Origin of the sequence: Phormidium yuhuli AB48 (assembly GCF_023983615.1) — a bacterium.
In the GTDB taxonomy this organism is placed as follows: Bacteria; Cyanobacteriota; Cyanobacteriia; order Cyanobacteriales; family Geitlerinemataceae; genus Sodalinema; species Sodalinema yuhuli.
Genome location: NZ_CP098611.1, coordinates 1195335 through 1208646 on the forward strand (window position 1 = coordinate 1195335; position 13312 = coordinate 1208646).

10 protein-coding genes are annotated in these 13312 nt (G+C 50.4%); 4 read left to right on the top strand and 6 right to left on the bottom strand.

The genetic code is table 11. The features are described 5' to 3' along the window. Window positions 1–9 precede the first annotated feature (9 nt). Both NEA10_RS05170 and NEA10_RS05175 read right to left on the bottom strand, forming a co-directional pair. Entirely contained in the window at window positions 10–3357 is a 3348-nt protein-coding gene (locus NEA10_RS05170) for a PAS domain S-box protein (protein WP_252664190.1), read from the bottom strand. A 450-nt stretch (window positions 3358–3807) separates the two neighbouring features. Beyond that, a complete protein-coding gene (locus tag NEA10_RS05175; protein ID WP_252664191.1) occupies window positions 3808–7305 on the bottom strand; it encodes a CHAT domain-containing protein in 3498 nt (1165 codons plus the stop codon). Between the two features lie 177 nt (window positions 7306–7482). Here NEA10_RS05175 and NEA10_RS05180 point away from each other — a divergent pair, with 177 nt between their 5' ends. Next, window positions 7483–7734 carry a ribbon-helix-helix domain-containing protein gene (locus NEA10_RS05180; RefSeq protein ID WP_170191311.1) on the top strand — a complete coding sequence of 84 codons (252 nt, stop codon included), beginning with the start codon at window positions 7483–7485 and terminating at the stop codon, window positions 7732–7734. Then, window positions 7734–8030, top strand: a complete 297-nt coding sequence (locus NEA10_RS05185) for a type II toxin-antitoxin system RelE/ParE family toxin (RefSeq protein WP_170191312.1) — start codon at window positions 7734–7736, stop codon at window positions 8028–8030. Before NEA10_RS05180 ends, NEA10_RS05185 begins: the two co-directional genes overlap by 1 nt. 152 nt (window positions 8031–8182) lie before the next feature. Here the strand turns inward: NEA10_RS05185 and NEA10_RS05190 are convergent, their stop codons facing one another. Then, window positions 8183–8719: a hypothetical protein gene (locus NEA10_RS05190; RefSeq protein WP_252664192.1), complete on the bottom strand. Its 537-nt coding sequence runs from the start codon at window positions 8717–8719 to the stop codon at window positions 8183–8185. A gap of 130 nt (window positions 8720–8849) precedes the next feature. On the opposite strand from NEA10_RS05190, the gene NEA10_RS05195 reads away from it, so the two are divergent. Beyond that, on the top strand, window positions 8850–9782 hold the full coding sequence (locus NEA10_RS05195) for a hypothetical protein (protein WP_252664193.1): 933 nt from the start codon (window positions 8850–8852) through the stop codon (window positions 9780–9782). Between the two features lie 169 nt (window positions 9783–9951). Further along, window positions 9952–10602 (top strand): gamma-glutamylcyclotransferase family protein, encoded by a 651-nt coding sequence (locus tag NEA10_RS05200; protein WP_252664194.1) that lies wholly within the window; start codon window positions 9952–9954, stop codon window positions 10600–10602. Window positions 10603–10609: 7 nt separating this feature from the next. Here the strand turns inward: NEA10_RS05200 and NEA10_RS05205 are convergent, their stop codons facing one another. From NEA10_RS05205 to NEA10_RS05215, 3 genes are all read right to left on the bottom strand, one after another. Continuing rightward, window positions 10610–10825: a hypothetical protein gene (locus tag NEA10_RS05205; RefSeq protein ID WP_252664195.1), complete on the bottom strand. Its 216-nt coding sequence runs from the start codon at window positions 10823–10825 to the stop codon at window positions 10610–10612. Between the two features lie 354 nt (window positions 10826–11179). Continuing rightward, window positions 11180–12166 (bottom strand): heme o synthase, encoded by a 987-nt coding sequence (locus tag NEA10_RS05210; RefSeq protein ID WP_252664196.1) that lies wholly within the window; start codon window positions 12164–12166, stop codon window positions 11180–11182. A gap of 87 nt (window positions 12167–12253) precedes the next feature. After that, window positions 12254–13165 (bottom strand): COX15/CtaA family protein, encoded by a 912-nt coding sequence (locus NEA10_RS05215; protein WP_252664197.1) that lies wholly within the window; start codon window positions 13163–13165, stop codon window positions 12254–12256. Window positions 13166–13312 lie beyond the last annotated feature (147 nt).

Below are 13312 nucleotides of genomic sequence, written 5' to 3' on the forward strand. Positions count from 1 at the left end.
CAAGGTTGATCAACCATCACCTAAGACCTTCATAGGGCAGCATATAGGAACTTGCACGGTAAAGGTACTGCCCTGGCCGGGGGTAGACTCACAAATGAGGGTTCCCCCATGGCGTTCTACCACAATTTGATAACTAATGGACAAGCCTAACCCAGTGCCTTTCCCCACCGGTTTTGTGGTGTAGAAGGGGTCAAAAATGCGATCGCAGATGTCCGCCTCCATCCCCGTTCCATTATCACGGATTTGCACCTGTACCCGTTCCTGAGCAGTTAACCACGTCTTCACCTCAATGCAGCCTCCATCTCTGCCCGGACGCTCCAACATCGCCGCCTCCACTGCATCGATAGCATTAGCAATCAGGTTCATAAACACCTGGTTGAGTTGTCCAGCATAGCAGTTAACCAGCGGTAACTCCCCATACTGACGAAGTACCGAAATCTCCTGACGTTCGCTGTTGGGCCGCAGGCGGCTCCCGAGAATCGTCAAGGTACTCTCAATACCCTCATGTAAATTGATCGCCTTCACCTCCGACTCATCCAGGCGAGAGAAGGTACGCAGCGATCGCACAATCTCCTGAATCCGCACAGCCCCTGTCTCGATGGAGTTAAACAGTTGAGGGATATCATCGAGTAAATAATCCAAATCAATCTCAGCGATACAATTTTGAATATCTGGACTTGGCTCAGGATAAGTTGCGCGGTATAACTTCAATAAAGTCAATAAATCTTGATTGTACTGTTTGGCATGAACCAAATTGCCGAAGATAAAACTAATGGGATTATTAATCTCATGAGCCACACCAGCTACCAATTGCCCTAAACTAGACATTTTCTCCGCCTGGATAAGTTGAGCTTGGGCAGTTTGGAGCTGTCGTAGGGTAGTTTCAAGTTCTAAAGTTTTGGCTTTAGCCTGTTGTTCAGCCTCTCGGGATTGTTGATACAGCAGGGCTTGCTGTATAGCGATGGCCAGATGATCACAAACGACTTCAATTAACGCCACATCATGATCGCACCAAGCCTGCGGACCCATTTCGTGGCTACAAGCCAAGGTTCCCACCGTCGTCCCTCTTGTCTCCACGGGGAACAGAGCCAAGGACTTATAACCAAATCGTTGTAACCCTATTCTCAATGAAGGTTCTGGCAGCTCTCTAACATCATCAATGCGAATAATTTCCCCAGTCTCCAACAAAGGAATTAGCAGTCCAGCAAAAATTCGTGGGTACTCATCTAAGCGGGTAGGTAAATCCTCTCGTTTAGCCTCAGCCGCCAGTTTCAGATCACCGCTCGCCGGATCGGGATGATGCCACAAAAAATAACAGCGATCAACACCCAGCAAAACGTACAACTCTCGCACAGTAGTTTCTAGAATACGTTTTGGATCTAATGACTGCCGAATTTGCTGAGCTAAACGGTTAACCAATTTTTCTTGTTGAGCAAGAGATCTAAATTTCGTCTCAGATGCTTGTAAAGCCAGTTCCACCTCCTTACGTTCAGTAATATCGGTCGAAGTTCCAATCAAGCGATCAATGGTTCCCAAGCCACCAAATAATGGAGTCAGCATAACCTGAAACCAAAGGCGACGCTCTTGGTGTACAAAGGTTTCTTCATAGGTAATCGTGCGACCGGCTGAAATACAGTTACGGTAATTCTGTAAAAACAACTCTCCTAGTTCTAAGCCAAATGCTTCTTGTGGAGTTTTGCCAGCGACATCCTCTGAAGAGATTCCCATCATTCGTTCTGTGAATTTATTCCAGCTAGCAAACCGAAAAATGCCATTATCACAGACATCAACAACAAAGACAATATTACCTTGATTATCATAAATAGTTCGCAAAAAACTTTCTTTTTGTCGGAGTTGATTTTCAATCGTTTGAATATCAGAAATATCACGAATGATAGTGGATAAGTAAGCGTCAGATGTCGAAGTTTCCGGATGAGAAATGATGAGTTGAGAGGTTGGAATTGAGGTGCCATTTAGACAACGAATCTGGGAAATCCCCTGCCAAGACCCAGTTTTCAAGACTTGGGGAATAACCGAAGTTTGGAATTGAACAATAAACTCTGAGGTTAAAAAATCCTCAATTCGATAGTGAGATAGATCTTCATTTGCATCTACTCCCAGTGTTTTTCGTCCGCCACTATTGAGATAAGTAACGTTCCCCTCTAAATCAGAGCTACCGATGATATCTGGAGAGGCATCAATGATGGCAATTAACCGCTCCCGTTCTAATTGGGCTTGTTTGAGGTCACTGATGTCTCGGGCGATCGCATACATTGTATTATCTTCTAGAAACGGAACGACTGTCCAAGATAACCAACAGTAAGACCCGGATTTAGTTCGCAGGCGATTTTCAAAAGATGCCACATTTTTACCCGCCAGAATATCTGCGAACTTGAGTTCACTCATGGGAATATCATCAGGATGCAAAAACTCCATGATTGGACGAGCCTTTAACTCATCCATATCATACCCAAGGGTAGTTGTCCAAGCTGGATTAAGTCGTTTAAAATAGCCCTCGAAGCTGATAATACAAAATAAGTCTAAAGCACAATCAAAAAATCGATCGTGTTCTGCCTCAAGCTGCTTGGTTTCTGTGATATCAAACAGGACTCCATCCCAAACAATATCACCATTATCTCGTTGTTCTGGCTGAGAAATCCCGGACAACCATTTTAATTCGCCTGATGGCATATAATGCCGCCATTGATAGGTCCAGAGACTGAGTTGTTCTGCTGATTTTAAGATGGTAGTCCGAAGACCATGGAAATCATCGGGATGAATATTATCCCAAATCATATTAATATCAGCCTGAATACACTCCGGTGTCAGTCCATACAGATCATAGCAACGAGGGCTGATATAAGAGTGATAAGCAGTCCCATCAGGCTCTAAAACGTATTGATAAATTACCCCCGGAAGGTTGGCCGCCAATTTTTCAAACTGATTTTTTTTCTCTTGAGTTTGACGATACTCCGTCAAGTCCGTGCTAATCCCTTGTAAGCGTTTGCCCCGTTCAGTAGACACCTGCCAAATCTGGCTTGATACCCAGCGTAACTCACCATCAGCGCGTCGGATAGAGTACTCTAAAATTAAATCAGCCCTCTCATCCGTCTGTTCAAGGCTCGCCGTCATATAGCGAATGCGAGCGCGATCGTCCTCCTCCAATTGCTCAAACCAGGTCTGTCCACTGTCCTGAAACTCCTGTAGCGATCGCCCATAAAGTCGTTCAGCAGAAGGATTCAAGTACAGCATCTCCCCAGACGACCCATCAATCGTCCAGATGGCGTCACTCATCCCTTCAAAAACTCGCTCAACACAAGGGCGTTCTAGGGTTTGCACGTCCGAGGACATAGACATGACTCGATTATCCTTAACTTGACTTAAAGTGTAACGAAATTTTGAGACGTTTGATGTCACGGGGTAGGTGACTTCTCAAAAATCAGCGAACTCCCCAATCGAGCCTTTCTCAAAACAGCAGCAGCAACCCCCAACGCTGATCCGGTTCAATCCAGCTTAACGATTCCCAATCGTCCCCCTGACGACTCTACTTCGCCCTACGCCTATGATATGTGGTGAGTCAAGGCTAATCCAACACTTAGAGAAAATTTCAGCTAATCCTGACCCCCCTGAGGCTTTAGGCGATCGCCAGCCTCCTAGAAGCCCGTTTTGGCCCCCTAGACGAGGAACTCAGGGAAATCCTAAACCCGATGATTCGCCAACCCTCTCGTGAAATCATGCCCCTGCTGCTGAACCTCTCACGAGAAGACCTCATCGAGCGGTTTCGCGGTTAAATCCCGTCCTGAGGAACTAGCGGGGGTCGCCAATCAAAATCAACGGCGACCAGAAATAGGGATGACTCTCAACCTGACTCAACTTCGCCTCCCGCAACGCCTCAGCCTTACTCAACCCCTCCTGCATCATCAACCGATAAAACTCGCTCACCACCGCCTCCGTCGCCTGGTCATCCACATTCCACAACGTCGCCATCAAGGCCCTGGCCCCGGCTCGTTCCCAGACATAGGCCATGCCCATAATCGCATCCCCATCCCGATTGGTCTGTAAGGAAGTCTGACAGGCCGTTAAGGCCACCAATTCCGTGTCCTCCAACCCCAGTAAGGCGGCGTCCGCCAGGGGATATTCCCCATCAGCGAATAAGAGAGTGTTGGCCCCCATGTGGGTTTCTCGTTGGTCCTCATCCTGACAAATCTCTCGCCCCGACAAACAACAGCCCAGTTCCTGAAAACAGCCGTGGGTGGCCAGATGGAGATAACGATGATGGGGAGATTGACGTTTGAACTGTTCGAGAGTGGCAGAATCTTGGCGGTAAATCTCGCTGTCTGGGGCCAAGGCCAGCAGGGCCTCCACTTCCGCTTCAGTTCCGGGGAGATTAAAGGGGTCTTGGGTTTGGGGATTGGCGAACGCGAGAACTCCGTAGCCGGGAACCAGTCGCGGCGAGAGGAGGGCCGAAATGAGGGCGGCGGCGATGAGGGTTCCTCCCAGTTTCCCATGCTGTTTGAGACTCGCGCCGATTCCCAGGACTCCCAGCAGCAGGGGAATGGGCCAGAGGGGGAAGCCTTGGGAGGAGGCGGGATTGGCGAGGAGGGAACGACTCGACAGACGAGTGAGGTAATGGATGGGGTACTGTTGGAGTAGGAAGGTTTCCTCCTGAGAATCCCAGAGGGTTTCAAAGGGGAATTGGCGCAGAGACCCCGTGGCGATAATGGCCAGTTGTTGAGGGTTGAGGGCTTCAAGGTCCTGGGCGACGGGACGAATGAGGTGGTCGTAGAGGGTTGTGGAAAGGGTTAGATAGCGGGAATCACCACTTTGGAGCATTTGGCGATAGTCGGTCACCCAATCGTTGAAGTCATCGGCCTCGATGGGGACTTTTTGAACGCTGAGATGGTCGCGGCTGAGGAGAAAGAGGGCGATGCTGTTGGGGACGTTTGTGATATTAGTGAGGAGAACGGGTTGTAAGACGACGGTTCCCTCGGGGAGACTGGCTTGCAGTTGGCTGAGGTCTTCGGGTTCGATTTCAAAGAGTTCGGCGACTTCGGGGTAGCTGTTGGCGAGGGTTTCGGCTTGTTGATTGACTTGGGCTTCTAACTCGCGCATTTGGTCGGCGAGGGCTTCGCTGAAGTCATCTTGGAGTTGTTGGCGCAGGGCTTGCAGTTGTTGATGTTGGTTGTTCCAGTCATCGAGGGCGGCTTGGGCTTCAGGGTTGGCGACTCGCACGCCGATGAGACGATTATAGTCGGCGAGTTCGTAGGTGGTGACGCGGTTGGCCCATTCAAAGGCCCGTTGGGGCTGGTTTTGGTCGATGAGGAAGTCAACGAAAGCGACGGCTGGGCCACGATTGGTTTGAAGGAAGGTCTCGCGGAATTCTTTTTGCAGTTCGCCTCGGAGTTCAAGGAGGATGTTGAGAGAGTCTTCAAAGTAGGTGATGGCTTTGTCAGGTTGGTTGGTGTATCGGTAGACAAAGGCTATGTTATTGAGAGTCCCCGACTCTGCAGAGCGATTGCCCACTTCTCGCAAAATTGGCAAGGCTTGATTGTAATAGTTCAGAGCTTCAGTCCAGTTGCCCAAGATACGGTAAGCCAAACCAATGTTATTGAGAGTATGGGATTTCAGAAAGCGATCGCCGATTTCTCGCTGAATCAGCAAGGCTTGATTCAGGTAGTCTAGGGCTTCAGTCTGGTTGCCCAAGGCCTTGTACACTGTACCAATGTTATTGAGAGTGGTGGCTTCTCCTGAGCGATCGCCCACCTCTCGCCGAATTGGCAATGCCTGATTGTAATAGTCCAGGGCTTTAGTCCGGTTGCCCAAGTCATCGTACACTCCACCAATGTTATGGAGAGTGGTGGCTTCCCCTGAGCGATCGCCCACTTCTCGGCTGATTGGCAAAGCCTGACGGAAATAGTTCAGGGCTTCACTCCGCTTGCCCAAGGCATGGTACACTCTACCAATGTTATTGAGAGTGGCGGCTTTCCCAGAGAGATCGTCCAATTCTTGCCAAATTGGTAAAGCCTGATTTAGGTTTTTCAGAGCTTCAGTCCAGTTGCCTAAACCACTGTACGCTGCACCTATGGCATTGAGAGTGGTAGCTTCTCCTGAGCGATCATCCACTTCTTGCCAAATTGGTAAGGCCTGACTTAGGTTGTTCAGGGCTTCAGTCCAGTTGCCCAAGGCATTGTACACTAGACCAAGGTTATTGAGGGTGGTGGCTTCCCCGGAGCGATCATCCACTTCTTGCCAAATTGGCAAGGCTTGCTTGTAGTAGTCCAGGGCTTTCGTCTGGTTGCCCAATTCATTGTACACTTTACCAATGTTGCGAAGAATGGTGGCGGCTTCCCCTGAGTAATTACTCAATTCTCGCCAAATTGACCAAGCCTGATTCAAATAGTCCAGGGATTGATGGTGGTCGCCCAAGTCACTGTGTATCTTAGCACTGTTATTGAGAGTCTTGGCTTCCCCTAAGCGATCACCCACCTCTCGCTGAATTGGCAGGGCCTGATTGAAGTAGTTCAGAGCTTGAGTCTGGTTGCCCAAGGCATCGTACACTCCACCAATGTTATAGAGAGTGTTTGCTTCCCCTAAGCGATCGCCCACCTCTCGCTGAATTCGCAGGGCCTGATTGAAGTAGTCCAGAGCTTGAGTCTGGTTGCCCAAGGCATCGTACACTCCACCAATGTTATTGAGAGTGGTAGCTTCCCCTGGGCGATCGCCCACGTCTCGCCGAATTGGCAATGCCTGATTGTAATAGTCCAGGGCTTTCGTCTGATTACCCAAGGCATTGTACACCAAACCAATGTTGTTGAGAGTAATAGCTTCCCCTGGGCGATCGCCCACGTCTCGCCGAATTGGCAATGCCTGATTGTAATAGTCCAGGGCTTTAGTCCGGTTGCCCAAGTCATCGTACACTCCACCAATGTTATTGAGAGTGGTGGCTTCCCCCGATCTGTGATTAATCTCTCGAAAAAGAATCAGCGCTTGTTTATAGGACTCTAAAGCTTGTTGTCTTTGTCCAATCTGGTCATAATTGCGAGCAATTCCCAAAAGTCCCCAGGCTTCCAACTGTCGATGCTGCAATTGTCGAGCCGCCTCTAACGCACGTTCAAATGTCTCAATCCCCTGCACAGGTTGCCCCTGTTGTGTCTGTTGACCAGCCTGCTGTAACAGATCCTCAACCTCCCTTACCGACAGTCTCCCCTGCGCCAAAACCGTCTGCGCCTCCAGCCTCGGCGACAGAGACCCCATCCCCAACAGCAGCGAAACCGTCAACAGCGAACTCACCCAGCGTCCAGTCATGGCTCAACTCTCCCCGTGACTCCATATCTTCTATTATTGCCCCAAGGCGCAGAAACTGAGTCCCCCCAAGGGCGACAGAGCCACCCCGCACCAGGGCAGAGCCATGATTGGACATCCTCACCGCCTAGTTTGTCCACCACTATAATCAAGGTAATCTGTAACGCTCCTACTGTTGCCATGAACCTATCACTCACCCCAGAAATCGAACAACGGATTGCGGATCAACTCAACCAAGGACATTACCAATCCGCCCATGAGGTCATCTTAGCCGCCCTAGACCTCCTCGACCGACGCCAGCAATACCTGACTGAACTGCGTCAGGACATCGCGATCGGTGCTACTCAAATTGAACAGGGACAAGTGATAGACGGAGAACAGGTCTTCGACAGCATCCTCAACCGTTTACAGCAACCGAATCCGGGTCAATAATGGGAACCTATTCTTTCTCCGAAGCGGCCCGAGCAGATTTAGATGCAATTTATGAATCGAAAGCTGCCATTGATCGAGATATGGCGATCCGATTTTTTGAACAAGTTCGTGAAAAATGTCGTCAGTTTGCTCAATTTCCCAATATGGGTAAAAATTACAATACTATTCAGAGAAATCTTCGAGGCTTTATCGTCGATAATTACATCATTTTCTACTTTCCTCGACCCGATGGCATTGATATTGCTCGGATTATCAATGGGTATCGAGATTTAGAATCACTCAAGATTGGAGAATAGACGAAAAATGACCTAGAGTCAATTATGGCAGCTCAGTAAAAAAATAAAAAAAATAATAACAAATATTAGCCAATTTCAAGAAATTGCGGGTATTCAGGAGTACAAAATTGTAAGGGCGAAAAATTTTTCGCCCCTACCAGGGAAAATTTGGGTTATTCTTCCCAGCCGCGACGCACTTTACTCACCACAATTTGGATCTCATCGGCTGACAAGGGGATAATCTCATCCAAAACAAACTCAACATCGTTCTGGAGTTGCAATTTCACCCGTAACGCCTGGCTATCCCACGCCTCCTCACCGCGAATTATGAGGATTGTTGCCTCCTCCGAAGATAAAGCATTGAGGGGAACTTGCCAGGTTTCTGTTCCCAGAGTGTCCTCGCCGCGAATGTTGCCACGCCTTGCGATCACTTCTCCCTGATTCTGATCGCGATCGCGCTCAATTCTATCCACCTCAGTCAAGGATAATCCCTGAGACAGTCCCGCCAGTTGCAGGGTCCGGGTTTCTGGGTTAAATCCCAGCAGTTCATGGTTAGCGGTTCCTCCCTCGGCTAAGTCAATCCTGACTTGGACCGGTAACAGCACTTGCAGCAGTCCCTGGTCCTGTAATTGACTGAGTTGTTCAAGGGGAGTCGGTTCAGTCCCCGAGGGGTTCGCCCCATTGCAGGCCAGCAAGCCCAGAGATGTCATAATGAGCAAGGGGACAATTCGTTTTGTCTGGGAAAGTTTCATAGTTTCACTGCAATTGAAGACGCGATCGCCCAATCTGACCTAGGGGTGACAGGAGTTGATGTCTGGTCACCCGGAAAAGCAAACTGTTATGAAAGAATCACCGCGTTTACCCCCAGAAACCTTTGCCCTGGGACGATTAGCTAGTTTATTAGTCCTCCTAGGAGCGGTGCTATATTTTACGGGTTGGACTTATCGCTGGAGCTATTTCGGCTTTTTCCAACTGGAAGTTACCACTCTCCCGTTACCCCTAGAATCCTTTTATATTGCTGCCTTTCAGGTCTTTTTTGGAAGTATTCAAGCCTTTGCTCATACTATTATAACAATTGTTTTAATTTTAGGGGCGGTCTATTGCAGTCTTTGGTTGCTCGAAGGTCAACCCTCGCAGCGGTTCCAGGAGGGAGCCAAGAGGAGTCACCGGAGACTTCTGGCTAGTCTGAAGGGTCAATTACAGGGCGATCGCACTCCCAAACCCCCCTGGCTACGCTTGCTGTTTCGCCTCTATCACGGCCTACTGCGACTGCTCAAGTCTTTCCTCAGTTTTCCCCTCCTGGATTATCAATCCTTACGTTTTCTGCGATCGCTCCTCGATGAAACGATTATCCTCTGTTGGCTGCTGACGGCCTGTTTCTGGCTGGCCCAAAGCCGAGGAGAGGCGGATGCTTGGCGGGATGCGGTGAATGAAACCTCTTCACTCCCGGTGGTGACATTGGTGGTTCGAGAGGACACGGTTCCCCTGGGAATTAACCCCGATGAAGTCCGCAATCCCCAAGGAATCCGCATCATTGGCGACGATCTCAGCTACCAGCAACTCCTAGGAGGTGCCATCAATAACCCCAACCAGAATCGCGTTTGGCGGCTGCTGATTGATGTCGATGGTGATTATTATGTCTTCCCCACCTTAGCTCAACGGCAGGAAACGCGCCGTCCGCCGGTGGTGGTGGTTCCTCGCAGTCAGGAGGGCGATCGCCTGATTATCCTGCGGCCCACCCTGCGGCGAGATGTGCCGGAATTAACTCCCTAAAGGGCGATCGCCCAACTCACCCCGTCCCATCCCCCAGAGCCTCTCCCTTGTTGTAAATCTTAATCTACGGTTTATCGGTCAAGATACGAGAGTTTGCTATAATCTTGCCAAGGACAGTCCAAACCTTCACCCCAAAGATAGCGTGGAGACTTGTGGGAGACTGTAGCTGATGCAACGATTGCGAGACAACAAGCCAGGAACGACCATGAGCGATCGCCCCCAAGGACAACTCACCCGCACCCGAACCAGTCGCCAGCCTTGCGTGACTCCTCGTTCTCTCCCCCCGAGTTCGGAACCCACGTTTTACTACTTCGCCTATGGGAGTTGTATGTGTCCAGTGGACTTGCAACGGACTTTAGGAGAAAACACCTGTGATTACGTTCTCGGAACCGCCACCCTACAAGGCTATCGTCTCGCCTTTAACCGTCGCTCAAAACGGCGCAATTGTGGCGTATTAGATATTGTTCCTGACGCATCGCGGACGGTGGAGGGGGTTCTCTATCGGCTTCCTTGGCGTTTGAGCGATCGCCTCGATGAGCGTGAAGAAATCCCCACGGGTGGCTATCGTCGTGAAACCATCAGCGTTCACTGTGGCGATCGTCACTATAGCCAAGTGCGAACCTATGTGGTGGTGAACAAACTCCCGGCTGAATTGGCTCCCAATGATTGGTATTTCAGCGTCGTCTTGCGGGGTGCGATTACCTGCGGACTCTCGGAACCCTATTGCTGGCAATTGTTCGAGCATATGTATCGGTTACAGCAAGGACAGGGAACTCCCCGGCCCCTACAACCCAATTGTTTTTTACCGCGATCGGCCTAGGATTAACCTAGCCAGTCCATGAGGCTCGCTCCTGGTTCAGATAATCCTCGACATCAACCTGAGTCCAAATGTCTTCTCCCAATCCTTCAAGTTCTAAAAGACTAGATTTTTTGTCCTGACTGATACCGCAACGGATGAGAACGGCTAAATCTTCCAGCAATAACAGTTGCTCTTGGCGTGAAAGAGTTTCCAATTTTGAGCGAATTTCTAAGTAAGTTGACATGGAGGATTTTATATCTAAAAACAGGTGATACGGAATTGAGTTTTGAAAACCCTGCTTTATACGGATGACCGCTCGTGTCATGGCTGAAGCCGTGACAGGTTCTCTGGGAGGCTCTGCCGTCTGTCCTCGGGAGGCAGAGCCTCCCCAAGAGCATGACTTGGCTGGAGCCAAGTCACGAGGAACAGAGGAACAAGAGAATCAATCGCCCCTTGTCCTCGGGAGGCAGAGCCTCCCCAAGAGCATGACTTGGCTGGAGCCAAGTCACGAGGAACAGAGGAACAAGAGAATCAATCGCCCCTTAGACAATAGCTATCTAAGGGGCATTTTCTGTGTTAATTATCCATTCCCATCACCCTAAGCCCCCAAACTGACCAAACTGAGTAACGTCTCAACCCGTTGTGCCACCGTGTAACTCACCTGTTGCGCCCAAGGGAGACTATCCAGGGCCATACTGCCACAGAGCAACATCATATAGAGAATGGAATACTTAAACAGCGATCGCGCCACCTCCGTATTCTCACAATCCCCTAACAATAGCCAAGCCTTCTTAACAAACGGGATACTGAGGGCGATCGCCGAAACCACATACACCAAGCCACAATCCCCCAACGGATACACCAACAACACCGTCGAGGCCAACATCAACCAGGTATAAATCCAAATCTGCTTGGCCGTCACCTCATTTCCAGCAATCACCGGTAACATCGGCACATCCACCTCCGCATACTCATCGCGGATATAAATGGCCAAAGCCCAAAAATGGGGGGGAGTCCAGAGAAAAATAATCAAGAACAACACCCAAGCCGACCAACTCACCTCACCCGTCACAGCGGCCCAACCCACCAGAGGGGGAATCGCCCCCGCCGCGCCGCCAATGACGATATTTTGGGTCGAATGACGCTTCAACCAATGGGTGTAAATCAGCACATAAAAGACAATCCCCGCCTGGGCCAACAACGCCGCCAAGAGATTGGTCACCGTATTGAGGAGAATAAAGGACAATCCCGCCAGAACCCCAGCAAAAATCATCGCATCCCGAACCCGTACCCGGCCCGACGGTAACGGACGTAGGCTAGTGCGTTCCATGATTTGGTCAATATCCCGGTCATAGAGACAGTTAATCGTGTTCGCAGCAGCGGCAGCTAACCATCCCCCCAACAGAGTCGCCAAGAGAACAACCGGGTCAACCTGTCCCTCCGAGGCCAGGAAGACCGCCGCCCCCGTTGTCACCAGTAACAAGACAATAATCCGGGGTTTCGTTAATTGGACATAACTTTGAATCACCTCGTAAACATTGCGATGGAGTCGAGTTGAAGTCGGGGGAGAAATGGAATTTTGCATGAATTTGCCTGTCCTTCTGAAATCTCTCTGAAGTTGTTCAGATATCTTAGGGAACTAGAACCGGTTAGCCGAGGCCTCAGCCGTCCCTTAAGCTAAACGGCGATCGCGATGGGCCAACACCGTAAAAGCCACTAACGTACCCAGAAGCAGCGCGCCAACGGTTTGGTGAGCCACCGATAGGGGTTCAACTTGCAGACGCAAATAGAACGTTGCCACCCCTAGGGCAATTTGGGTCCCCACTAGGGCTATAGCGGCTTGAGCCAGACGGCGTAGAGGACGGCTGAGGGCAGGAGTCCGCCAGGCCCAGAGTCCCAAAGCCAACACCGCTAAGGTGGGAGGAACCACCCCGAGGATGTGGCTATTCATCACCGTACAAAGACTTTGATAACTGAGGCATTGATGTAAGGCCCATTGAGAGGCAACCAGGGCCCCCAACAGACTCTGACCATAGACTAAAATAGCCGCCAACAAACTGAGCCAGCCGAGGCGGTTGGCTGTTCCATTGCCCTCATAGGGAAGCAGGGCCATGCCAATCGTCAGGACTGTTACAAAAAACAGAAGTGCCGTTCCCAGGTGGGCGGTGACAATATCAAAACGCAACATCTCCGTCACCGTCAGGCCTCCTAACAGGCCTTGCACCAGAACGAGGGCTAACGCCGCCACCGCTGCCCAGGGTAACCAATTGGGGAGTAGGGAACGCCGCCACCAGGTTTGAGCGACTAGGACGATCGCCAATACACCAATCACCGAAGCATCCAGGCGGTGGAACCATTCCAGAAATACCTGTAGATTCATCTGTGCTGTCGGCACAAGCTGGCCGTAACAGAGGGGCCAGTCGGGACAAGCCAAACCCGCATTAGCCACACGGGTGGCACTGCCGATGGCCATGAGAATCACCGTCGCGACAGCAATTTTCCAGACGAGACGGCGCACCGCTGCGATCGCCTCTGGGGGCGAGAGAGAGTCTGAGGAGGGTGGGGTCAAAACTGAGTGAGCCATGGGGTTTTCCAAGTCAGTCCAAGTGTCAAGTTTCTGTTGAGAAACGTTACATAAAGCGAGTCGCTGACTTTTGAGGTCTCTGGCGACGATATCAGATCCATAGAGGTCTGGTTTAAGCTTAGAACTCTTATCTTGTAAACCAAAGGG

Bases quoted from the DNA above. Each gene is read 5' to 3' on its own strand.
- NEA10_RS05195 (WP_252664193.1), top strand. From the start codon at position 8,850: ATGAAAGAATCACCGCGTTTACCCCCAGAAACCTTTGCCCTGGGACGA.
- NEA10_RS05185 (WP_170191312.1), top strand. From the start codon at position 7,734: ATGGGAACCTATTCTTTCTCCGAAGCGGCCCGAGCAGATTTAGATGCA.
- NEA10_RS05175 (WP_252664191.1), bottom strand. From the start codon at position 7,305: ATGACTGGACGCTGGGTGAGTTCGCTGTTGACGGTTTCGCTGCTGTTG.
- NEA10_RS05170 (WP_252664190.1), bottom strand. From the start codon at position 3,357: ATGTCTATGTCCTCGGACGTGCAAACCCTAGAACGCCCTTGTGTTGAG.
- NEA10_RS05215 (WP_252664197.1), bottom strand. From the start codon at position 13,165: ATGGCTCACTCAGTTTTGACCCCACCCTCCTCAGACTCTCTCTCGCCC.
- NEA10_RS05200 (WP_252664194.1), top strand. From the start codon at position 9,952: ATGCAACGATTGCGAGACAACAAGCCAGGAACGACCATGAGCGATCGC.
- NEA10_RS05190 (WP_252664192.1), bottom strand. From the start codon at position 8,719: ATGACATCTCTGGGCTTGCTGGCCTGCAATGGGGCGAACCCCTCGGGG.
- NEA10_RS05210 (WP_252664196.1), bottom strand. From the start codon at position 12,166: ATGCAAAATTCCATTTCTCCCCCGACTTCAACTCGACTCCATCGCAAT.
- NEA10_RS05205 (WP_252664195.1), bottom strand. From the start codon at position 10,825: ATGTCAACTTACTTAGAAATTCGCTCAAAATTGGAAACTCTTTCACGC.
- NEA10_RS05180 (WP_170191311.1), top strand. From the start codon at position 7,483: ATGAACCTATCACTCACCCCAGAAATCGAACAACGGATTGCGGATCAA.